The 21,502-nt window shown below is 36.6% G+C and carries 23 protein-coding genes and 2 tRNA genes; 18 read left to right on the top strand and 7 right to left on the bottom strand.

What is annotated here, in order from left to right:
• Nucleotide 1: 1 nt before the first annotated feature.
• Nucleotides 2–835, top strand: coding sequence for an alpha/beta hydrolase family protein (locus BST91_RS11820; RefSeq protein WP_085775496.1), 834 nt, complete (start codon nt 2–4; stop codon nt 833–835).
• A gap of 2 nt (nt 836–837) precedes the next feature.
• Here BST91_RS11820 and BST91_RS11815 read toward each other — a convergent pair.
• A tRNA-Ala gene (locus BST91_RS11815) sits at nt 838–911 on the bottom strand.
• 28 nt (nt 912–939) lie between these two features.
• Between BST91_RS11815 and BST91_RS11810 the strand changes: the two genes are divergently transcribed.
• From BST91_RS11810 to bioB, 8 genes are all read left to right on the top strand, one after another.
• Nucleotides 940–2,271, top strand: coding sequence for an MATE family efflux transporter (locus tag BST91_RS11810; protein WP_085775495.1), 1,332 nt, complete (start codon nt 940–942; stop codon nt 2,269–2,271).
• A 172-nt stretch (nt 2,272–2,443) separates the two neighbouring features.
• Nucleotides 2,444–2,893, top strand: a complete 450-nt coding sequence (locus BST91_RS11805) for a 6-pyruvoyl trahydropterin synthase family protein (RefSeq protein ID WP_042276583.1) — start codon at nt 2,444–2,446, stop codon at nt 2,891–2,893.
• 36 nt (nt 2,894–2,929) lie between these two features.
• Nucleotides 2,930–4,045 carry an aminotransferase class I/II-fold pyridoxal phosphate-dependent enzyme gene (locus tag BST91_RS11800; RefSeq protein WP_085775494.1) on the top strand — a complete coding sequence of 372 codons (1,116 nt, stop codon included), beginning with the start codon at nt 2,930–2,932 and terminating at the stop codon, nt 4,043–4,045.
• Between the two features lie 4 nt (nt 4,046–4,049).
• The gene (locus BST91_RS11795; RefSeq protein WP_085775493.1) at nt 4,050–4,463 is read left to right on the top strand and encodes a hypothetical protein; all 414 of its coding nucleotides are present in this window, start codon (nt 4,050–4,052) and stop codon (nt 4,461–4,463) included.
• The gene (bioD, locus tag BST91_RS11790; RefSeq protein WP_085775492.1) at nt 4,456–5,073 is read left to right on the top strand and encodes a dethiobiotin synthase; all 618 of its coding nucleotides are present in this window, start codon (nt 4,456–4,458) and stop codon (nt 5,071–5,073) included. The genes BST91_RS11795 and bioD overlap by 8 nt, the downstream gene beginning before the upstream one ends.
• A complete protein-coding gene (gene bioA, locus BST91_RS11785) occupies nt 5,070–6,344 on the top strand; it encodes an adenosylmethionine--8-amino-7-oxononanoate transaminase (protein ID WP_085775491.1) in 1,275 nt (424 codons plus the stop codon). The genes bioD and bioA overlap by 4 nt, the downstream gene beginning before the upstream one ends.
• Nucleotides 6,345–6,402: 58 nt before the next feature.
• Nucleotides 6,403–7,515, top strand: coding sequence for a beta-ketoacyl synthase N-terminal-like domain-containing protein (locus BST91_RS11780; protein WP_085775490.1), 1,113 nt, complete (start codon nt 6,403–6,405; stop codon nt 7,513–7,515).
• Between the two features lie 52 nt (nt 7,516–7,567).
• Nucleotides 7,568–8,662 (top strand): biotin synthase BioB, encoded by a 1,095-nt coding sequence (gene bioB / locus BST91_RS11775; protein WP_060523437.1) that lies wholly within the window; start codon nt 7,568–7,570, stop codon nt 8,660–8,662.
• 141 nt (nt 8,663–8,803) lie between these two features.
• Here bioB and BST91_RS11770 read toward each other — a convergent pair whose 3' ends face one another.
• Entirely contained in the window at nt 8,804–9,142 is a 339-nt protein-coding gene (locus BST91_RS11770) for a single-stranded DNA-binding protein (RefSeq protein ID WP_042276599.1), read from the bottom strand.
• Between the two features lie 261 nt (nt 9,143–9,403).
• On the opposite strand from BST91_RS11770, the gene hemB reads away from it, so the two are divergent.
• A complete protein-coding gene (gene hemB / locus BST91_RS11765) occupies nt 9,404–10,378 on the top strand; it encodes a porphobilinogen synthase (protein WP_085775489.1) in 975 nt (324 codons plus the stop codon).
• Nucleotides 10,379–10,453: 75 nt separating this feature from the next.
• Here the strand turns inward: hemB and mscL are convergent, their stop codons facing one another.
• From mscL to BST91_RS11750, 3 genes are all read right to left on the bottom strand, one after another.
• Entirely contained in the window at nt 10,454–10,867 is a 414-nt protein-coding gene (mscL, locus tag BST91_RS11760; protein WP_042276603.1) for a large conductance mechanosensitive channel protein MscL, read from the bottom strand.
• Between the two features lie 119 nt (nt 10,868–10,986).
• Nucleotides 10,987–12,099 carry an alanine racemase gene (gene alr / locus BST91_RS11755; RefSeq protein WP_085775488.1) on the bottom strand — a complete coding sequence of 371 codons (1,113 nt, stop codon included), beginning with the start codon at nt 12,097–12,099 and terminating at the stop codon, nt 10,987–10,989.
• The gene (locus tag BST91_RS11750; RefSeq protein WP_060525037.1) at nt 12,089–12,733 is read right to left on the bottom strand and encodes a thymidine kinase; all 645 of its coding nucleotides are present in this window, start codon (nt 12,731–12,733) and stop codon (nt 12,089–12,091) included. The genes alr and BST91_RS11750 overlap by 11 nt, the downstream gene beginning before the upstream one ends.
• Before the next feature lie 49 nt (nt 12,734–12,782).
• Here BST91_RS11750 and BST91_RS11745 point away from each other — a divergent pair, with 49 nt between their 5' ends.
• The 3 genes from BST91_RS11745 to BST91_RS11735 are packed head-to-tail and all read left to right on the top strand — an operon-like array spanning nt 12,783 to nt 15,922.
• Nucleotides 12,783–13,700 carry a hypothetical protein gene (locus tag BST91_RS11745; RefSeq protein ID WP_244895636.1) on the top strand — a complete coding sequence of 306 codons (918 nt, stop codon included), beginning with the start codon at nt 12,783–12,785 and terminating at the stop codon, nt 13,698–13,700.
• A gap of 11 nt (nt 13,701–13,711) precedes the next feature.
• Nucleotides 13,712–15,004, top strand: coding sequence for a phenylacetate--CoA ligase family protein (locus BST91_RS11740; protein ID WP_085775487.1), 1,293 nt, complete (start codon nt 13,712–13,714; stop codon nt 15,002–15,004).
• Between the two features lie 45 nt (nt 15,005–15,049).
• Nucleotides 15,050–15,922, top strand: coding sequence for a cupin-like domain-containing protein (locus BST91_RS11735; RefSeq protein ID WP_042276609.1), 873 nt, complete (start codon nt 15,050–15,052; stop codon nt 15,920–15,922).
• Here BST91_RS11735 and BST91_RS11730 read toward each other — a convergent pair.
• Both BST91_RS11730 and BST91_RS11725 read right to left on the bottom strand, forming a co-directional pair.
• Complete coding sequence (locus tag BST91_RS11730; RefSeq protein ID WP_085775486.1) at nt 15,912–16,388, bottom strand: regulatory protein RecX; 477 nt, start codon at nt 16,386–16,388, stop codon at nt 15,912–15,914. The two genes, BST91_RS11735 and BST91_RS11730, sit on opposite strands and share 11 nt — an antisense overlap.
• A gap of 4 nt (nt 16,389–16,392) precedes the next feature.
• Nucleotides 16,393–17,148 (bottom strand): SDR family NAD(P)-dependent oxidoreductase, encoded by a 756-nt coding sequence (locus BST91_RS11725; RefSeq protein WP_042276612.1) that lies wholly within the window; start codon nt 17,146–17,148, stop codon nt 16,393–16,395.
• 249 nt (nt 17,149–17,397) lie between these two features.
• On the opposite strand from BST91_RS11725, the gene BST91_RS11720 reads away from it, so the two are divergent.
• The 5 genes from BST91_RS11720 to BST91_RS11700 all read left to right on the top strand — a co-directional run bounded on the left by BST91_RS11720 (nt 17,398) and on the right by BST91_RS11700 (nt 21,502).
• The gene (locus BST91_RS11720) at nt 17,398–19,539 is read left to right on the top strand and encodes a TonB-dependent receptor (protein ID WP_085775485.1); all 2,142 of its coding nucleotides are present in this window, start codon (nt 17,398–17,400) and stop codon (nt 19,537–19,539) included.
• A gap of 99 nt (nt 19,540–19,638) precedes the next feature.
• Nucleotides 19,639–20,253, top strand: a complete 615-nt coding sequence (locus BST91_RS11715) for a tetratricopeptide repeat protein (protein ID WP_085775484.1) — start codon at nt 19,639–19,641, stop codon at nt 20,251–20,253.
• A 31-nt stretch (nt 20,254–20,284) separates the two neighbouring features.
• Nucleotides 20,285–20,692 (top strand): methylmalonyl-CoA epimerase, encoded by a 408-nt coding sequence (gene mce, locus BST91_RS11710; RefSeq protein WP_042276616.1) that lies wholly within the window; start codon nt 20,285–20,287, stop codon nt 20,690–20,692.
• A 72-nt stretch (nt 20,693–20,764) separates the two neighbouring features.
• Nucleotides 20,765–20,838 (top strand) — tRNA-Ile (locus BST91_RS11705).
• 247 nt (nt 20,839–21,085) lie between these two features.
• Nucleotides 21,086–21,502 carry a response regulator gene (locus BST91_RS11700; RefSeq protein ID WP_042276618.1) on the top strand — a complete coding sequence of 139 codons (417 nt, stop codon included), beginning with the start codon at nt 21,086–21,088 and terminating at the stop codon, nt 21,500–21,502.

Genomic DNA, 21,502 nt, shown 5'->3' with positions numbered 1-21,502 from the left:
TATGAAAGTCACAAGAAATCTTTCCGTTTTAGGGGAAAATGATCGTCCTCTAGTATATGACGTTTTTGATCCACAAGTATCTGATAAACATCCGGTCATCATGTTTTGTCATGGATTTAAAGGTTTTAAAGATTGGGGTGCGTGGGATTTGATGTGTTCCGCTTTCGCGAAAGCGGGATATCTTACAATCAAGTTCAATTATTCCCACAATGGCGGCACCTTAAAACAACCTATAGATTTTCCAGATTTAGAGGCCTTTGGTAATAATAATTACAGTATTGAACTACGTGATACAACCAGAATGCTAGATTTAATAACCTCTAGTAATTTACCTATTGATCATGATCATATAACAATTATGGGACATTCTAGGGCTGGTGGAATCACTACAATAACCGCTGCTAAAGATAAAAGAATAAAAAAGCTAATCACACTTGCTGGTGTCGCAGACTATAAATCAAGGTTTCCTAGTGGAACAGAATTAAAAGATTGGGAGAATAAGGGAGTTATGTACATTAAAAATGGCCGCACCCAACAGGAAATGCCTCTTTATTATCAATTCTATCAAGACTTTATCGCTCATGAAAACGAGCTTACAATTTTAGACCAAGCCACACGGTTAAATTGTCCGCATCTTATTATTCATGGAACATTAGACCCAACAGTTTCTATCAACGAAGCATATAGATTAAAACAAGCTAATTCTCTCGCAGAAATGGCTTTAATAAATGGCACAAATCATGTTTTTGGTGCCGTACATCCCTGGAATAGAAGTAATTTGCCTGATGACCTACAACGTGTGGTACAATGTAGTTTAAACTTCTTAAATAAGTAAAGTGGAGAATACCGGGCTCGAACCGGTGACCTTTTGACTGCCAGTCAAACGCTCTAGCCAACTGAGCTAATTCCCCTTTTATTTTGAAATATTAAGTTTGCAGTGTGCAAAATAAACCAAACATTACAACCTCTCAAATTTTGTCACTCGCTATTCCTGCAATTTTTGCAGGAATAGCAGAGCCGCTTATAAGCTTAACTGATCTCGCAATCATTGGACAAATACCAGAAAACTCTGCTACTGCGCTAGCTGCTGTGGGAACTGTAGGATCCTTTTTAAGTGCCATTATTTGGACAATCGCACAAACAAAAACAAGTATCTCTAGTATTGTATCAAGAGCACTAGGTGCTGGTGAATTAACTAAAGCATCCGTTTTAATACCCCAAGCTATATGGTTGAATATAAGTTTGGGATTACTTATTTATGTGATTACTTATTTCCTTGCGCCAACTATTTTTCACTTTTATACCAATGAGAAACCAGTTTTAGACATTGCTGTTTCATATTATAAAATAAGAGCTTTTGGGTTTCCATTTACTCTATGTGCATTTGCGATTTTTGGAATCTTTAGAGGAATTCAAAATACAAGTTGGGCTATGATAGCTAGCTTAACAGGTGCAACGGTAAACATTATTCTTACCTATATTTTAGTACTAGGAAGTCCTTTTTCCGAATCCTATGGGATAGAAGGAGCTGCAATTGCTAGTGTAATTGCACAAGCCACGTTGCTCCTGGTAGCTCTGTTTTTTCTTTATAAAAAAACTAGTTATAGGATCACCCTACCAGATTTTAAAAATCTATACTTACTTAAAAAGCACGTTCAACTTACTGCAAATTTCTTTTTACGCACCCTTGCCATCAATGTGGCTATTTACTTATCGTATCGATATGCAAACAATTACGGTATAGAACAAGCGGCCACACACGCCATTCTCATGAATATCTGGCTGTTTTTCTCCTTTTTAATTGATGGATTTGCTAATGCTGGAAATGCACTAGGTGGAAAACTTCTGGGCTCCAAAGATCCAGATTCGTTACTGTACCTATCAAAAAAGACAAACGGTTATGGAATTGCGATTGCGTTAATTTTGGCTATACTCTGCGGTGTAGCCTATCCCTTTCTAGGACATTTGTTTACAGATAATAGCGAGGTTTTAAAGCTTTTATCCATTACATTTTGGCTTGTGCTTGTTATGCAACCCATCAACGCGGTAGCTTTTGTCTATGACGGCATTTTTAAAGGTTGGGGCGAGGCTAGTTACCTGCGTAATTTATTATGGATTCTTACAGGGTTTGTTTTCATACCCGTATTGCTAATTTTAGACTACTTTAATCTTGAGTTATTTGCTATCTGGCTCGCTTTTTTTGCATGGATGCTAGGACGATCGATTTTACTTCATTTGAAGTTTAAACAAAAAATAAAAGAACTTCTATAAACACAAAGGATAGGTAGACAACCCAAGTAAAAACTTATCTTTGCGACAAAATTATACGAATCATGACGTGGTCAGATGCTTTAGGCTTTCTAGGTGGTAATGGACTTTTCCTAATTTTAGGAATCGTTCTTATTGTAGTGGTGTTATATAATAAATGGAAAAGAAAACGTCGATGAAAAAGGTACGTATTACTAAAGAATTTACATTTGAAACTGGTCATGCATTATACGGTTATGACGGTAAATGTCGTAACGTACATGGACACAGTTATAAACTTGCGGTAACCGTAATTGGCACACCAAAAGATGAGCTAGGACATGTAAAGCATGGTATGGTAATCGACTTTGGAGACTTAAAGAAAATTGTTAAAGAGGAAATTGTAGACCCATTTGATCATGCAACTGTATTTAACAAAAACACACCACACGTAGAACTGGCAAAAGAACTATCAGATCGTGGTCACGAGGTTATACTTGTAGATTACCAGCCTACTAGCGAGATGATGATCCTAGATTTTGCTGATAAAATTAAGGCACGATTACCACAGGAAATACAGCTACATTCTCTTAGATTAAGAGAAACTGAAACCAGTTATGCAGAGTGGCACGCTGCCGATCAATAGTAAAAAAATATCACGTTTAATCCTTACATTTATAACGTGTTACCAGATAAACTTTATCGTAAAATTGGACTCAGGCATTTTTCAGGAAGTCTAAGGAAATTAAGCGAGGTTAATGAGAAAATTGATTTTGCCTCAAATGACTATCTCGGCTTTTCCAACTCTCTTAAAATAGAACATAAACATTTTCCATCAGGATCGACAGGCTCTAGGTTGATAACGGGTCACAGTCAATTCCACACACAAGTAGAACAACAAATTGCAGCCTTTCACGATGTTGAGGCAGCATTGCTTTTCAACTCAGGTTATGATGCAAATCTAGGAGTAATTTCATCACTTACAGATCGTATGGATCTTATTCTTTACGATGAAAAAGTTCATGCTAGTATAAGAGATGGAATACAGCTTTCTAAAGCCAAGGCACTTAAATTCAAACATAACGATCTAGATCATCTTAAAATTTTACTTGAGAAGTTTCATGATGGACTAGATAGAGAGGTTTACATCCTTACCGAATCCGTGTTTTCTATGGATGGTAATTCACCCGATCTTGCCAGATTAATAGAAATTACTGCCTCTTTTAAAAATGCTCACCTCATCCTAGATGAGGCTCATAGTCTAGGAGTTCATGGAAATCAAGGAGAAGGACTTGCGCAGTCTTTAAACTTGCATAAAGCGATTTTTGCACGTATCATCACCTATGGAAAAGCTATGGGCGCACATGGCGCAGCAGTTCTAGGTAGTGAGGATCTCAAAGAATATTTGATAAACTATTCTCGACCTTTCATTTATACTACGGCTATTCCACCGCACGCGATTGCTTATATACAATCGGCCTATAAAAAATTACAAGACCAACCTGAAATCGTTAAACAACTGCAAGAAAACATTGCGTTTTTCAACAAATGTATAGTTAGAATGGGATTGAGATTACGCTTTCGCGAAAGCGTAACACCTATACAAATATGTATTATACCAGATAACCATAAAGTAAAACAACTCTCTAGTGTATTACAAGCAAAAGGTTTTGATGTAAGAGCCATACTATCACCTACAGTTCCTAAAGGAGAAGAGAGGTTGCGTATTTGCCTGCACTCCTTTAACACTAAATACGAAATGCAAGATTTGTTACAACTACTTGCCAAAAACATTTGAGTAGATGAGTAAATTTAAAACAGTTGCTATCTTCTCATATCCAGCCGATGCCGCTGTGATCAAAAGCAAGCTGGAGAGTGAAGGCGTTACTGTAATTCTAAGAGATGAATTTACCATCGCCACCGATCCATTTGCTACAAATGCTATAGGAGGAATTAAAATGGATGTTTACCGCGAGGAATATCTTAAAGCCATTAATATAATTGAAACAGTAAATCCTGAAATTTTATCTACTGTAACGCAACTAATAAAGTGCCCAAACTGTAAAAAAAGACAAGTTAGGGAACAGCATGATGTGCACACCGCAACTAATTTTAAGGAAACAATAACAGCAATATACCTGAGCATTTTTCCCTTTACGGGCAGCGAGCACTATGTTTGCAAAAATTGCAATCATAAATTTGATATAAATGGGTAGCTATTTTATTACCGGAATAGGAACAGATGTAGGAAAGACAGTAGTTGCAGCTATAGTTACACAAGCCTTAAAAGCCGATTATTGGAAACCAGTACAAAGCGGTCTAGACACAACAGATAAAGGAACCGTTGCCTCGCTTGTAGACAACGACCAAAGTTATTTTCATGAAGAATCATACCGTTTAAATACACCTATGAGTCCTCATAAATCTGCCGAAATAGATAATGTACTTATAGATTTACAACAAATCCAACGACCACACACTATCAATCATTTAGTCATTGAAGGTGCTGGTGGATTACTAGTTCCTCTTAATCAAGATAAAACCATCGCCGACTTAATTTTGCCAGATGACAAAATCATAGTAGTGAGCTCAGGATATTTAGGAAGTATCAATCACACCTTACTTACTGTTGAAAGTTTAAAATCACGAGGATTAACATGTTCTGGAATCATATATAACCACGTGGATTTGGATGGCACAATCGAGGTTATTGAAAAAATGACTGGTGTGCCTACTTTGGGCCATTTGAAAAAAGAAAATGAGATTAATAAGCAAATTATTAATCAATACGCACAAGAATTTAAAGAGACGTTACACTCTTTATGAGAGAAGAACAAATAAAAGCCCTCGATCAGGCACACGTTTGGCATCCACTTACACAGCATAAGACAGCAGGTAATCCACTTCCTATTGAACGGGCGCAAGGAAATTATTTGTATGATTTTGAGAACAAGGCTTATTTTGATGCTATTTCAAGTTGGTATACCTGTAGTTATGGACATGTAAATCCAGAATTAACAAAGGCATTAAAAGACCAAGTTGATAAACTACACCATGTGGTCTTTGCAGGTATGACACATGAACCGGTTGCTAGATTAAGCAAAAGCTTAATAAATATCTTACCTGATAACCAAGAGAAACTTTTTTTCTCAGAAAACGGATCGACCAGCGTTGAAATAGCTCTAAAAATGGCTTTTCAACTTCACTTCAACCAAGGAGAAAAACGCAATGTAGTCATCGCGCTAGAGAATGGTTTTCATGGAGACACCTTTGGTGCCATGAGCGCCTCAGGTTTATCGGTATACAACGGACCATTTGAAGATTTCTTTATTGAGGTAATTCGCATTCCTGCTCCCACGGAAAACAATGTCGAGCAAATTCTTAATTCATTAGAAAGCCTTATAGAGAATAACCGCATTTCAAGCTTCATTTATGAACCACTTGTCCAAGGTGCCGCTGCAATGCAACTTAACGATGCAGCTGCTTTGTCTCAGGTAATAGAATTGTGCAAGCAACAAGGAATCATTACAATAGCCGATGAAGTAATGACAGGTTTTGGTAAAACAGGAACTTATTTTGCAAGCGATCAAATAGATCAAAAGCCTGATATCATGTGTTTATCAAAAGCTTTAACTGGTGGAATTATGCCAATGGCAATAACAACATGCACGCAGCAAGTGTTTGACGCTTTTTATGATGATGAAATGGCTCGTGGTCTTTTTCACGGCCACACTTACAGTGGTAATCCATTAGGCTGTGCAGTTGCTGCGGCAGCAATCGATCAATTGACCAGTAATTCCATTCAACAGAATATAGATTATATTACAAATAAAAACCTAGAATTTAAACATGTTTTATCCAGCCATCCACGAGTGAGTAATGCGCGCAGTAAAGGAGTAATACTAGCAATGGACCTTGCAATTAAAATGGAGCGTTACGGAAATCAAAGGGATAAAATGTTTAAATGGTTTTGGGATCACGGTGTGTTTTTGAGACCATTAGGCAATACTATTTATATTGTTCCGCCTTTTACGACATCGCCCGAGCAGTTAAAATCCTTACATGAAACTATGCTGCAATTCCTAAACGAATTCTAGAATTCAACAGCAATGTCGGGTTTATTACCGATTTTTGCCCTTAAACAAATTTACATTGTTGAAATCACCCATTTTCATACAGAAATCTGCATTTATTGCTGCAGTTGATAGTTTTACTATACAACCGCAACACGCTCAATTTACTGTAGAGAATAACGCATTGGTAAGCCGTATTAATCCTAAAGACGAAGAGCGGTTACAAAGCTTTCTAGAAACTCATTCTTCTTACAAGAATTTAGATCGTAGTGTTCAATTAGCATTACTCTGCGCGCAGGATTTAGGAGTTAATAATACACAAACTGCTGTGAATATAGGCAGTAGTCGTGGCGCTACAGGACTATGGGAAAATTTTTATTCTCGCTTTCGCGAAAGCGGAACTGTTCCTACTCCTACCTCACCACTCACTACATTGGGTAATATTTCTAGCTGGGTGGCACAGGATTTAGATCTTAAGGGAATGGCAATGTCACACAGTATTACCTGCGCTACCGCATCGCATGCTATTGTCAATGGTATCGCGTGGTTAGAAAGCGGAATGGCACAACAAGTTATTGCTGGTGGTAGCGAGGCTCCATTAACGGAGTTCACCATAGCACAAATGAAAGCATTGCGCATCTATAGTGAAGCTATTAATGATGAATATCCATGTAAAGCACTGGACGTTGATAAAAAAGAAAATAGTATGATTTTAGGTGAAGCTGCTGCCCTATTACTACTTTCAAAAAAGCAAGAGAATACTAACATTGCAATCACTGGATATGGTACTGCTATAGAGCCCTTAACCAGCGCTACATCCGTATCAGACACAGGCACATGTTTGCAAGAATCAATGAAGCAGGCTATAGGAAAAACTCCATTAAGTGATATCGACGCAGTGATCACACATGCTCCTGGTACGATAAAAGGTGACCGTGCAGAACTTAATGCTATTAAAAAACTCTTTGGTAGTACGACTCCGATACTGTGCAACAATAAATGGCAAGTTGGACATTCGCTAGGAGCAAGCGGTGCATTAAGCGTGTGTATGGCAATTGAAATGCTAGAAAAGCAATGTATTGTATCACCACCATACTTGAACAATCATAAGATTAATACTGCACAAAAAATTCTGGTAAATGCAACTGGTTTTGGTGGTAATGCAGTAAGTTTATTAATTGAAAAACTAAAGTAAACAAGCCTGTCAAGGCTGTTCAACTGATAAAGTGTATTTTTACCCTTGATAAATGAAGACCATGAAACATAATTGGACTAAGGAAGAGATTCTAGAAATATATAACAAACCTATGATGGAGTTGCTTTATGAAGCAGCAAGTGTTCATAGGCAACATCACAATCCTAATCAAGTACAAGTATCTACATTACTATCCATCAAAACAGGTGGTTGCCCTGAAGATTGTGGATATTGTCCACAAGCAGCAAGATATCACACTGACATTGAAGGAAACGACCTAATGAGTGTGCAGCAAGTAAAGGCACAAGCCCTACGTGCAAAATCTGGAGGAAGTTCTCGAGTTTGTATGGGAGCTGCATGGCGTAATGTTAAGGATGGACCAGAATTTGATCAAGTTCTAGAGATGGTGCGCACCATCAATAAACTAGATATGGAAGTTTGTTGTACTCTAGGAATGATTACGGAAAATCAAGCCAAACGTCTCGCTGAGGCTGGATTGTATGCCTATAACCACAATCTTGATAGTAGTGAAGAATATTATGAAGAGGTAATAAGTACAAGAGGTTACCAAGATCGACTGGACACTATTGACAACGTGCGTAAAACTAACGTAACTGTTTGTAGTGGTGGAATTATAGGAATGGGTGAATCCATAGAAGATCGAGCAGGAATGCTTGTAGCACTTGCAACGTTAAGTCCGCAACCAGAAAGTGTACCTATCAATGCCCTTGTAGCTGTTGAAGGAACACCTCTTGAAGAGCAGGAACCTGTTTCTATCTGGGAAATGATTCGAATGGTTGCCACTACTCGTATAGTTATGCCACAAACACAAGTAAGATTGAGTGCTGGTAGAACAAGTATGAGCCGTGAAGGACAAGCTATGTGTTTCTTTGCTGGTGCTAATTCAATTTTTGCTGGTGATAAACTGTTAACCACGCCTAATCCAGATGTGAATGAAGACATGAAAATGTTTGAAATGCTAGGATTACAACCTATGAAACCTTTTGTGAAAAAAGCACAACCTGAAACAGTTGAGGCTCAATATTCACAATATAAAGATTTAGGTGAAAAGCCTAAATGGTCTCGTCCTGGTCACAAGATCGACCGAAATGAACAAGCAAAAGCAGCTGCCAAGGTAGCCAAGTAAAATATAGATATAATTTTAAAACCCCATGCTATTACTTTCAATAGCATGGGGTTTTTAATTATGTAAATAAAGAAAAGGCCTTACTGAAAAAGTAAGACCTTTTGAAAACACCTCATTCCCTGACGGTGCTCCATATAACGGCTAGTTCTTACTTCCTAAAAGCAATACCTCGTTACAAACAACCTCAGTTGTATATCGTTTAATACCGTCTTTGTCTTCCCAAGCACGAGTAGTCAGCTTACCTTCTATTCCTATTCGATTTCCTTTTTTTACGTATTCATTAATAATTTTGGCAGTTCCGTTATAAGCTACAATGCGATGCCATTGTGTATCAGTTACTTTCTCGCCTATTTTGTTAGTGTAGCGATCTGTAGTTGCCAAAGAGAATTTTGCGATTTGCGAACCACTTTCTAAGTTAATGATTTCTGGATCTTGACCTAGGTTTCCGATAAGTTGTACTTTGTTTGATAAATTACTCATAATAAATTAGTTTGTATGGTTTAAAAAAATCTTGTTGTCATTGCAGTAACATTGTGAACTGTTGACGATGCAAATATGAGATGATAACCAAAAGCTATAAGTATTTTAAATGATTGCTTTCGTTTATTTACGTTTGTAAACGTTTAATTAGAAGATTTCACCTTGCAGAATACACAGACCATTCAATCTTTTAATGAATTCTAAATGACTTTACAGCTGTAATTATCTAGCCTATCTTTGCAATGACTTTAAACGTTTTGTATGTACCCATTAAGAAGAAACAGGAGATTACGCTTTAATCATGCAGTACGATCCTTAGTTCGCGAGACTCTCATTTCACCAAACGATTTTATTGTGCCTCTTTTCGTTGTAGAAGGTAGTGGTGTTAAAGAGGAAATTGCATCAATGCCAGATTATTACCGTTATAGTCTTGATTTACTAGAACATGAAGTAAAATCTTTGTGGGAAATGGGATTAAAATCGGTACTTCTTTTTGTAAAAGTACCCGACAATCTCAAAGACAATAAAGGTACCGAGGCCATAAATAAGGATGGGTTAATGCAGCGAGCTATCAAAACCGTTAAAAACGCTGTTCCTGATATGTACGTAATGACAGATGTAGCTCTTGATCCTTATTCTAGTTACGGGCATGATGGTATTGTAAAGGATCAGTACGTGATAAATGATGAGACCTGTGATGTTCTTGCTCAAATGGCTGTTTCACATGCCGCAGCTGGTGCCGATATGGTTGCTCCTAGCGACATGATGGATGGTCGTATTCTCTATTTGCGTGAAGCACTGGAAGAAGAAGGTTATAAAAACACAGGTATAATGAGTTATTCTGCAAAATATGCTAGTGCATTTTATGGTCCTTTTAGAGATGCTCTTGATAGTGCTCCTGGTTTTGGTGATAAAAAAACCTATCAAATGGATCCAGCTAACAGAACCGAAGCGATTAGAGAAACACTAATGGATATTGATGAAGGAGCAGATATCGTTATGGTTAAACCAGGTTTGTGCTATTTAGATATCGTACGTGACCTGAAAAATGAAATAGAAGTACCTATAAGTGTCTATCAAGTGAGTGGTGAATATTCAATGCTCAAAGCTGCTGCAGCACAAGGCTGGTTAGATCATGATGCTGTTATGATGGAACAAGTTACCGCAATCAAAAGAGCAGGTGCAGATTTAATCGCAAGTTACTTTGCAAAAGATGTAGTGCGTTTATTATCTTAACATCTAGAGTAAAACCAAATAAAAAAAGCCGCTATCTAAACAGATAGCGGCTTTCCTATTTTACGATTAAAGAATCTAGTTCTTTGACTTTAATACATCACGTATCTCAGCAAGTAATTCTTCTTGCGTAGGACCTGCTGGAGCAGCTGGAGCCTCTTCTTTCGGCTTTTTAGTTTTGTTATAAGCTTTTACGATTAGGAAAAGAACAAAACCTACAGTAATCAAATTAATGATAGCGTTGATCCACTTTCCATATAGGATAGCGTTTTCTGGTTTTTCAACAGTTCCATCGGCTGCTACAACCGCATCTGCAAGAACTACTTTGAACTCTGAAAAATCTTGACCACCAGCAAAGTGACCTACAACTGGCATCATAATATCACTTACAAAACCATTGATTACTAGCCCCATTGCACCAGCTAAAATTACCGCTACTGCAAGATCTATGACATTACCTGTCATAATAAAATCTCTAAACTCTTTAAGCATTGTTTTATATTTTTAAGGTTAACTACCGCAAAATTAGCATTAGTCTTAGAATTAAGGTTTTTTTAAGAAAAAAAAGTAACCAATGTTACATTTTATCGATAAAATACAATATATATCGCCTAAACACCTTCCTCAATGTAGACTCTAGGAACACGTGCCTGAATACCTGTTATTAATTCATAAGAAATAATACCTACTTCTTCGGCCATTTCTTGGGCATTGTGTTCGTTATCATAGATAACAACCTCATCACCTCGTTTACAAGGAATATTCGTTACATCTACCATGAACATGTCCATACAAATAATACCTAGAGTGCGTGCTGGCTTTCCATTTATGTAAACAAAGGCACCACCATAGCCGTAAACTCTTTTCATACCATCACCGTGACCTAGAGGTATTACGGCGTATGTCATGTCCTTTGAAGCATGGTGGGATCTATTATAACTTATACTCTCGCCTTTTTTTATAGACCGCACCTGTGAGACCACCGATTTAAGCGTTCCTACAGGTTTAAAATTGTCTTGATACTTCTTGTCGTTACCGTAACCATACAAACCTATTCCAGATCGCACCATATCAAAATGGGCATTTGGAAAATTTAATATGCCACTAGTATTACATTGATGTTTTATACAATCATACCCCAATACTGATTCAGCCTTTTTAGCTAATTCAGTAAATGTATCTATTTGCTTTTGAGTGAAGGTAATTTCCTCTAAATCTTCACTAGCTGCTAGATGAGACATCAATCCTTTAACCTTTAAGTGATCCTGCTTATTAAGCATTTCTAGAATAGCGTCAAGTTCCTCACCATCAATTCCTATACGATTTAGACCCGTATTAAATTCAAGGTGAACAGGATAGTTGGTCTGGTGTTTCGCTTTCGCGAAAGCGTAAAAATCCTCCAACATTTCCTTGCTGTAAATCACAGGTTCTATACACCTATCTATACAATCTGGTAGGTTGTGTTGCTGTGCGTGTAATACTAAAATAGGTGTTGTGATTCCGTTGTTGCGCAATTCAACTGCCTCATCAACATAGGCAACAGCAAAATAATCCACACCACATTCTTGTAATTTTTGAGCCACTGGGACTAGACCGTGACCATAGGCTTGTGCTTTTACAACAGCCATAAACAAGGTGCTGTCACTTGTTTTACTACGTAAGAACTTGTAGTTGTGCTCAAGTGCAGCAAGGTTTACAACAAGTCTTGTTCCTCTATGAATCATTGGTTGATTTTGAGGAGATTGATTCTGGATCTTTGACCGGTATGCGTTTTACTTTATCCTCGAGCATTGCTTTGTAATAAGCCGCGCGACTTAAAGGCTCATATTCTTGATGTTCCCCTAAAAGGACTACGTCATCATCGGCAGTTTTACGATAACTGTATTGAGCAAGATTACCCGTGCGAGTACAAACTGCGTGTACTTTAGTCACGTATTCGGCGGTTGCCATAAGAGCTGGCATAGGACCAAATGGATTGCCTTTGAAATCCATGTCTAATCCTGCAACGATAACTCTTATACCACTATTAGCTAGATCATTGCATACTTTTACAATCTCGTTATCAAAGAATTGCGCTTCATCGATCCCTACCACATCGCAATTCATAGCTAGTAAAGGAATATTTGCGGCAGCAGGAACCGGTGTGCTTTGAATTTCATTGGCATCATGTGAAACGACCATTTCTTCATCATAGCGTACATCAACTGCCGGTTTAAAGATTTCTACTTTCTGTTTAGCAAATTGAGCCCTTTTAAGTCTTCTAATAAGCTCTTCTGTTTTTCCAGAAAACATTGAGCCACAAATGACTTCAATCCAGCCAAACTGTTCTTTATGATTTACCGTATTTTCTAGAAACATTTTGTAATTTACAGGCGTTAAAAAAGTGAGCTTGTCAAGATACTTGCTCATGCCCAAAAATACAAATAAACTACAGGCAGACGATAGCATGGAAAAGAAAATAGTAGCACAACTTACAAGTATTGCGCACCGCATTTTACAAATGAAGAATAAAGAAGATGTGCTCCAGCTTAAAAGTGAAGCGAGAGAATTGTATGAAAAATTAAGTGTACTAGCATTTGTACAAGAGAATTTAGATGCTGGTTTTTTATCTGGTAATGATTCTTCTGAAAAAATCAAAGCTGTCTCAACTACAGATAGTGTTGCTACAGATGAAGAGACTGTAAACCTATCTAGTAATAGTGAAAATATTGTTGAAGAAAATACAGCCGCTGTTATTAATGATCAGGATTCTACAGCTAACCTAAAAAATGATGTTGAAGATGATGCTGTTATCGATAACTATGCCGATGAGAATGAAGATCATGTATTTGCCAGTAATGATTTGAGTGATTTATTTGTTCCTGTTGATGAAGACACCCGTGAAGAGATGGATTTACCTGGTATTAAAACTATCCATAAAATGGTAGAAGAAATGCCCGATGAAGTTCCTGAAGTAGAAATAGAGCTGCCAGACACTCAAAAATACATGAAGAATGATTTTGAAGAAATCACTGCAGACTTTAAAGAGATGCCAGTATTTGAGCGTAAGGTCAACGACACTAATGAAGATAAACCCAAATCATTAAATGAGCGATTAAATGCTGGAATGAAAATAGGGATGAATGATAGGTTAGGATTTGTTAAACACTTATTTGGTGGTAGTGATCAAGATTTTAATCGTGTGGTCTCTCAATTAAATACGATTCCTAGTTATGATCAAGCCTTACAATTTATTAATACTATGGTTAAACCAGATTATAACAATTGGTCAGGTAAGGAACCTTATGAACAGCGTTTTCTTGAAATAGTTGAACGCAGTTTCTAAAAAATCATATTTTGCCGTTACCCTTATTCTCTAAAACCTTAAGCTTACAAGGATATGATATAGAACAAGCTAAGCTAGAGTATGCTCTATTATCACAAAGTACAGTTCAAGAAATTGAGGATAGAAAAGCAGCAATAGTAGCCCACCATATTACACATAATCCATTTTATTCTTCTATAACTCAAAGTAATGAATGGGATTCATTACCCATTCTCACTAAAAGAGATCTACAACAACCGCTAGAAAAAAGAATAACACCTGGATACAAAAAACTATTTAAAGGAAAAACTAGCGGTAGCAGTGGTCATCCTTTTTATTTTGCCAAGGACAAATATGCACATGCCATCACTTGGGCAGCTTTTTTTAATGCTTATAATGAACATGATATAAACCTAGATAAAGATTATCAAGCTAGGTTTTATGGGATACCTTTAAGTGGCAAGTCTAGGTATATTGAACTATTAAAAGATTATGTAAGCCAGCGCAAGCGATTTCCTATTTTCAATCTTAATGAAGAGGTCCTTGAGTATTTTATAGATAGATTTAAAAAATCTCCCTTTCAATACATCAATGGTTATACGAGTAGCATTTTATTACTTGCACAATATTGTATCAATAACAAACAGGTATTAAAAAATCTATGCCCTACTCTAAAAGCGTGTATTGTTACTAGTGAAATGTTGTTTCCTGATGATCGAATAACGCTAGAAAAGGGTTTAGGTATTCCTATTATTAATGAGTATGGCGCTAGTGAAGTTGGTTTGATTGCTATGGAGAATTCAAACAACCTGTTTGTACTTAATAATAACAATCTATTTATTGAAGTAGTTGATGATAACAACAAATCAGTTCTACCAGGTCAAACTGGACGTATATTAATCACCGATTTATATAACAAGGCACATCCTATGATACGCTATGAAATAGGTGATATAGGTAGTATTGAAACCCATTCTAGTGGCAAGTTAATTTTAAAACAATTACAAGGTAGAACAAGCGACGTAGCTAGGTTACCAAGTGGCAAAGTTGTGCCAGGCCTTACCTTTTACTACGTTACAAAAAGTATTATTAATACAGATTCTGACATTCTAGAATTTATTGTAATTCAAACAACTCCTAGTGAATTTGAGATACAATATGTAAGTAAAAACGAATTGTCTGATTCATTGAAAAGTAACATTCAGCGCTCTATGGATGAATATTTAGAACCTGGTTTATCTGTAATTTTTACAAAAAAAGAATTTCTAGATCGTAGCACACGAGGAAAATTAAAACAATTTATAAGCAACGTTCACAGTATTTAGCCTGTCCTTTTTATTCAATGTTATTTCTTACTTTTGTCCGTTGCTATGGGACTTAATCTAGAACAAATACCGAGAGTAAAAACACTTAGTAAAGCAGATTTTATAAAGTATTATTTAAAACCTCAAAAACCAGTTGTAATTGAACAACTTACAGAGGACTGGCCTGCATATGAAAAGTGGAATCTAGAATATATACGTAAAATGGCTGGCGATCAGACTGTACCACTTTACGATGACAGACCTGTACGACATGATGAAGGTTTTAATCAAGCTCATGCAGAAATGAAAATGACAGATTATATAGATCTGTTACTTGAGAAACCTACCAATTTCAGAATATTTCTTTATAACATTCTTAAAGAAGTACCTGCCTTACAAAAAGACTTTAAATTTCCAGACATTGGCTTAAAGTTGATTAAAGGTCTACCTATGATGTTCTTTGGTGGGACCGATTCAAAAGTGTTTATGCATTTTGATATAGACTTTACAAACATTTTACACTTTCATTTTCACGGTAAAAAACGTTGTATAATTCTACCACCTGATCAATCAAAGTATTTATATAGAGTTCCTCATTCCTTAATTTCTAGAGAAGATATCGATTTTACAAATCCTGATTTTGATAAGTGGCCAGCGCTTAAGCAAGCACAAGGGTATGTATGTGAGCTCAATCATGGTGAAATGTTATATATGCCAGAAGGTTACTGGCATTACATGCACTATTTAACACCAGGGTTTTCAATAAGCTTGCGCAGTTACCCTAGAAAAATTAAAAATCTAGGAAAAGCTCTTTATAACTTACTTATCATGAGACACTATGACAACTTCATGCGCAGGCGTAAAGGTCAAGAATGGATAGATTATAAAAACGAGCAAGCTATCGTACGTACTCATAAAAAATTAGGAATCAAGGTATAAGTTCTTGAATTTTCTCATATACCAAATTACTTTCCCATCCTCGGTAAAGTAGGTAATCAGCAAGTTTTTTACGTCTTTTATACTTATCCTTCTCTTTAAGTTGATTATTACGCTTTCGCGAAAGCGTATCAAATACATGATAATAATCCTCTGGTTCAATCTCTTGGAGTCCAACCTTTATGGTTCTATCATTTAGACCTCGCATTTTGAGCTCTCTGATAATTCGTTGTTTTCCCCAACTTTTAATTCTGAACTTGCCTCTGGCAAAAGCACCTGCAAACCTAGTTTCATTCAAAAAGTCGTGTTCTATCAAATGACCAACAACCTCATCGATTGCGAGTTGAATCATGTTCATTTTTCTTAACTTTTCAACTACTTCCTTGTGACAACGTTCCTGATAAGCGCAGTATCGTTCTAGGGTGCGTTTTGCCTCCTCAACAGTAAAAGAACCGTGTGTAGGGTTCATAAAACTATATTTCTTTTTTCACTATGGTACTGCTGGCCTGCGCTGTGCACATCATGGTAAGATCGGCAATATTTACATGTGGTGGTCTTGTGATTGCAAATAAAATAGCATCTGCCACGTCTTCTGGTTGTAAAGGCATGTAACCTTTATAAACCTGATCGGCTCGATTAGTATCTCCTTTAAACCTCACCTTGCTAAAATTTGTTTCTACTAATCCTGGGTTTACAGCTCCTACTCTAATACCGTAGGGATTTAAATCCAATCTCATTCCTGTTGTAATTGCATCAACCGCATGTTTACTACCACAGTAAACATTTCCTTTTGGATAAACCTCTTTACCAGCGGTAGATCCTATGTTTATTATATGACCACGGCCTGCGTCTCTCATTTGTGGTATAATAGCCTTGCTTACATAGAGCAATCCCTTAACATTAATATCCAGCATGGCGTCCCAATCTTCAGTTGAACCTTGATCAATCGCATCAAGACCATGAGCGTTACCAGCGTTATTGATTAAAATATCAATAAAATCAAATGGCTCGTTTGTCAAACTAGCTATTGCCTTGTTGACAGCCACCTGATCTCGTACGTCAAAACTTAATGTTGTAACTGGAACGAGATCTCCTAATTCCTTCTCTAGTTCATTTAATTTTTGGGTGTTACGTCCACATAGAACAAGTGAAAAACCATTTTCTGCTAGCGTAATGGCGGTTGCTAATCCTATTCCACTAGTGGCACCGGTAATTAAAGCTGTCTTCATTTAATTTGTTTTAAACTTCCTTTTTCAAATTCTTTATAATGGATAATTAAAGCTATTATCCTACTAAATAAGGATATGGTAAAGATAAAGTTTTGCCATTCCCGATAAAAAGGTTTAGAAAAGATCTTCCCTTTCATCTAGTTAAAATAGAAAATGACAGTTGAGGTATGTGATTTCACATTTCAGGTAACTCAATTCTTTGTACACATAAGGTAATCACACTTTTGTATCAGAATAAAAACTGAAACCATGAAAATCCTTAATTACCTTATTTTCTTTATAAGTATATCATCAATAGCCCAAACCAGCATTACAGGAACAGTTGTAGAACCAGATGGTACACCAGTTCTAGGTGCCAATGTTTATTTAGAAGGCACCTATGATGGAACGACTACAAACATGGATGGAGTATTTAACTTTACCACTACCCAAACAGGTGCTCATACCCTTGTAATTACTTTTATAGGATATGATGAGTTTAGGCATAACGCAAGCGTAGGCCAAATGCAAGAAATCAAAGTACGCTTGCGCGAAAGCATGAATTCACTTAACACGGTTGTGATTAGTGCAGGTAGCTTTAGTGCTGGAGATAATTCAAAAACTAACGCTTTAAAACCCTTAGACATTGTTACTACTGCAGGTGCGCTAGGAGATGTTATAGGCGCTTTTCAAACACTTCCTGGAACCAGCGCAAATCCAGATGACGGACGCTTATTCATAAGAGGTGGTCAGGCAGATGAAACACAAATTTTCATCGATGGTAGTAGAGTTTTTCAACCTTTCTTACCCGTTACAGGAAACATTCCTACTCGTGGTAGGTTTTCTCCTTTCTTATTTGATGGCATTTCTTTTTCCACTGGTGGTTACAGCGCAGAATATGGTAATGCACTGAGCGGAGTTTTACTTCTAAACTCAACCGATCTACCGCTCGAGGAACGTACAGATTTATCTGTCATGACCGTAGGAGCATCAGCTAGTAGAACAGAAATTTGGGATAACGAAAGTATTACTGTAAACGCATCCTACTTTAACCTAGGCCCTTACAACGAGCTCATCCCTCAAAACAATCAGTTTGAAGACCCATATCAATCTCTCGCAGGTGAAGCTGTATATCGTAAAAAAACTAACAAAGGCCTGTTCAAAGCCTATGGAGCCTATTCCTATTCCGATTTTAGTCTCATTCAAGAAGACATTAATTTACCAGATGGAATTTTCTTTGGACTTAATAACAACAATCTTTATGGTAATTTAAATTACGAAGTTGAATTAGGTAACGAGTGGTCATTAGAATCAGGAGCAAGTTTTTCCCATGACCGCAACCAATTAAAGATATCAGAAACTAGAATTAGAACACAGCAAAATGCTACCCATTTAAAAGTAAAAACAAATAAACGGTATAGCAATTATTTTAATATGAGTTATGGTGTAGAACAGTTCTCTATTAACACCAATCAAGACGTTGCATTAACTAATGAAAGCTTTAAATCAGGGATCACTTTTTCCAATACTGCTGCCTATGCTGAATCTGAAATATTTGCCAATAAAAGCCTGGCCTTTAAGATAGGCGTACGTGCCGATTATTATGATCACCTACAAAAAGTTAATGTCTCACCTAGATTGAGCGCAGCACTCAGTTTAACTGATCACAGTCAGGTCTCTCTCGCCTATGGAGATTTTTACCAACCGCAAACAGATCAAGCTCTGCAATATGAGTCAAGGCTAGATAATCAAAGAGCAACCCATTTTATAGCTAATTATTTATATAAGAAAAATGGCCGCATGCTACGTATTGAAGCTTATCGAAAAAACTATAACCAATTATTACGATATGATACGAGTATGCCAGAGATAAATAGTTCATTTAATACAACTGGTGATGGATATGCGCAAGGGTTAGACGTATTTTGGAGAGATGACAAAAGCTTGAAAAACCTTGAATACTGGGTAAGTTATAGTTATTTAGACACTGAAAGACAATTTAGAAACTTTCCTGAACAGGCAACTCCTAATTTTGCTACCGATCATAATTTGAGTATCGTAACTAAGTATTGGGTAGAAGATTGGAAGTCTCAATTAGGTCTTACTTACAATCTAGCAAGTGGTAGACCTTATACCGATCCCAACAGTAGCGGATTTCAAAACAGCAAGGCAAAATCATTCCAATCTTTAGATATGAGCTGGGCTTACCTCATCGATGATCAAAAAATCTTGTATCTATCTGTAAGCAACGTTTTAGGTCGTGATAATGTATTTGGTTATCAATATAGTAATACACAAAACTCAAATGCGCAATTTGACCGTAGAACCATAGGGCAAGCTGCAGATAGGTTTATTTTCCTTGGATTTTTCTGGACGATAGGTGGTAACGATAATCAATTGGATAATTTATAAGACCAACAACTCAGTACTATTAAATAACAGTTGGGTTAATTACGCTTTCGCGAAAGCGTACTCACACATAAACTTGTATCATATTTAAAACAAAACATTATGAAAACTCTTTATTTACTACTAGTAATATGTATCAGTCAACAAGTCATTGCTCAATCACCTTATGAAAAAGCCATGAACAAAGCATTCACCTCGATGAAAACAGACTTGATTGAAGCCGCACCCCAATTTGAACAAATCGCGAGAGTAGAAAAAGAAAATTGGTTGCCAACTTATTATGCTGCGTTTTGTTATCTAAATAGTTCTTGGGGACAAAACCCAAAAGATCAAACTGCACTGTACTTGAAAAAAGCGCAAGAACAAATTGATAATGCCTTACTAATTTCACCGGATAATACAGAGGTTATGGTTTTACAAGCACTACTTTATACTGCTTATATAACCATGGATAGTAGCGCTTATGGTATGAAGTTATCACCTAAAGTAACAGCGATCTATGAGAAAGCTATGAAGTTAACACCTAATAATCCACGAGTAGTGACTAGCAGGGCACAATGGTTAATAGGTAGTGCCAAGTTTTTTGGTAAAGACATAACACCTTACTGCAGTCAACTTGATACCGCACTTGAGTTATTTGAAAAAGAAACTCCAGATGGTTATGCACCTAGATGGGGAAAAGAAGGGACTATTGAACAGCTTAAAAATTGTCAATAATACTTATGTAGTATTTTTGAAAAAAACTTTTATGCTAGGTAAAATTGAACATTTAGGTATAGCCGTAAAGGATCTCGATAAAGCAAACGAAACCTATACCAAGTTATTAGGAAGAAAACCTTATAAACAAGAAGAAGTAGCTAGTGAGCACGTTATGACTAGCTTTTTCATGAGCGGCGAGAATAAAATTGAACTTTTGGCCGCTACGCATGAAGACAGCGCTATTTCAAAATACATCGCAAAACGAGGAGAAGGAATACATCATGTGGCTTTTGCTGTTGAAAACATCTATGAAGAACTAGAAAGGCTGAAAAAAGAAGGGTTCACTATTTTAAATGCAGAACCTAAGAAAGGTGCTGATAATAAGCTTATTGCGTTTGTACATCCAAAAGACAGTAATGGTGTCCTAGTAGAATTATGTCAAGAAATAACAGAATAATTTGCTACAACCGACAAATAGATTAAATTTGCAGTCCTTTTAAAGGAAGAAAGAAATAAAACAACTTCTTTCGGGCCTATAACTCAGTTGGTTAGAGTATCTGACTCATAATCAGAAAGTCCCTGGTTCGAGCCCAGGTGGGCCCACAACTTGAAAAGCCATTCAGTTTACTGAGTGGCTTTTTTGTTTTTACAATACTTTATGTAATTAATTTATAACTCGTTACTTCTTTACTATTACGTAAAAGACAAAAGGTGACTTAATGCATTGCGCAAAGAGAAAAACCATTCGTCGACACTTAACTGCCATCCGTCGACACTTAAAAGTGTAGTCATCGATAATGGAGCTGAGATTTTGAGCATACATGCTAATTTGCTGCACAATTTTACCGTTATGAAAGGTCGTTCCCTTAAAATTTTACTTTTAGAAGATGATACTATTGAAGTGATGAAAGTCAATCGTGTTATTAACTCTCAAGAAATAAAACATCAACTTATAGAAGCCAGTAATGGTGAAGAGGCTTTAGATATTCTAAATAAAAAAGATAGTTTACCGGACATTATTTTGTTAGACCTAAATATGCCAAAAATTAATGGTATTGAGTTTTTAGAAAAGTTAAAGAACGATGACAGATTGCGCTACATTCCTGTAATTGTTCTTACAACATCGGGTAATCATCGTGATCTATTGGAATGTTATAAAATAGGTGTGGCAGGATATGTTCTTAAACCTTTAAAATATGAAGATTACGTTTTTAAAATGGAAAAACTCTTATCTTACTGGAGTATAAATGAACTAATCACCTTATAA

Origin of the sequence: Nonlabens tegetincola (assembly GCF_002117085.1) — a bacterium.
GTDB classification, from domain to species: Bacteria; Bacteroidota; Bacteroidia; order Flavobacteriales; family Flavobacteriaceae; genus Nonlabens; species Nonlabens tegetincola.
This window is presented reverse-complemented; position numbering and strand designations above follow the sequence as displayed.

What these genes read in the sequence shown, in the direction of transcription:
- BST91_RS11820 (WP_085775496.1), top strand. Translation starts at nt 2, where the DNA reads ATGAAAGTCACAAGAAATCTTTCCGTTTTAGGGGAAAATGATCGTCCT.
- BST91_RS11805 (WP_042276583.1), top strand. Translation starts at nt 2,444, where the DNA reads ATGAAAAAGGTACGTATTACTAAAGAATTTACATTTGAAACTGGTCAT.
- BST91_RS11795 (WP_085775493.1), top strand. Translation starts at nt 4,050, where the DNA reads ATGAGTAAATTTAAAACAGTTGCTATCTTCTCATATCCAGCCGATGCC.
- bioD (WP_085775492.1), top strand. Translation starts at nt 4,456, where the DNA reads ATGGGTAGCTATTTTATTACCGGAATAGGAACAGATGTAGGAAAGACA.
- bioA (WP_085775491.1), top strand. Translation starts at nt 5,070, where the DNA reads ATGAGAGAAGAACAAATAAAAGCCCTCGATCAGGCACACGTTTGGCAT.
- bioB (WP_060523437.1), top strand. Translation starts at nt 7,568, where the DNA reads ATGAAGACCATGAAACATAATTGGACTAAGGAAGAGATTCTAGAAATA.
- BST91_RS11770 (WP_042276599.1), bottom strand. Translation starts at nt 9,142, where the DNA reads ATGAGTAATTTATCAAACAAAGTACAACTTATCGGAAACCTAGGTCAA.
- hemB (WP_085775489.1), top strand. Translation starts at nt 9,404, where the DNA reads ATGTACCCATTAAGAAGAAACAGGAGATTACGCTTTAATCATGCAGTA.
- mscL (WP_042276603.1), bottom strand. Translation starts at nt 10,867, where the DNA reads ATGCTTAAAGAGTTTAGAGATTTTATTATGACAGGTAATGTCATAGAT.
- alr (WP_085775488.1), bottom strand. Translation starts at nt 12,099, where the DNA reads ATGATTCATAGAGGAACAAGACTTGTTGTAAACCTTGCTGCACTTGAG.
- BST91_RS11750 (WP_060525037.1), bottom strand. Translation starts at nt 12,733, where the DNA reads ATGTTTCTAGAAAATACGGTAAATCATAAAGAACAGTTTGGCTGGATT.
- BST91_RS11745 (WP_244895636.1), top strand. Translation starts at nt 12,783, where the DNA reads ATGCCCAAAAATACAAATAAACTACAGGCAGACGATAGCATGGAAAAG.
- BST91_RS11735 (WP_042276609.1), top strand. Translation starts at nt 15,050, where the DNA reads ATGGGACTTAATCTAGAACAAATACCGAGAGTAAAAACACTTAGTAAA.
- BST91_RS11730 (WP_085775486.1), bottom strand. Translation starts at nt 16,388, where the DNA reads ATGAACCCTACACACGGTTCTTTTACTGTTGAGGAGGCAAAACGCACC.
- BST91_RS11725 (WP_042276612.1), bottom strand. Translation starts at nt 17,148, where the DNA reads ATGAAGACAGCTTTAATTACCGGTGCCACTAGTGGAATAGGATTAGCA.
- BST91_RS11720 (WP_085775485.1), top strand. Translation starts at nt 17,398, where the DNA reads ATGAAAATCCTTAATTACCTTATTTTCTTTATAAGTATATCATCAATA.
- BST91_RS11715 (WP_085775484.1), top strand. Translation starts at nt 19,639, where the DNA reads ATGAAAACTCTTTATTTACTACTAGTAATATGTATCAGTCAACAAGTC.
- mce (WP_042276616.1), top strand. Translation starts at nt 20,285, where the DNA reads ATGCTAGGTAAAATTGAACATTTAGGTATAGCCGTAAAGGATCTCGAT.
- BST91_RS11700 (WP_042276618.1), top strand. Translation starts at nt 21,086, where the DNA reads ATGAAAGGTCGTTCCCTTAAAATTTTACTTTTAGAAGATGATACTATT.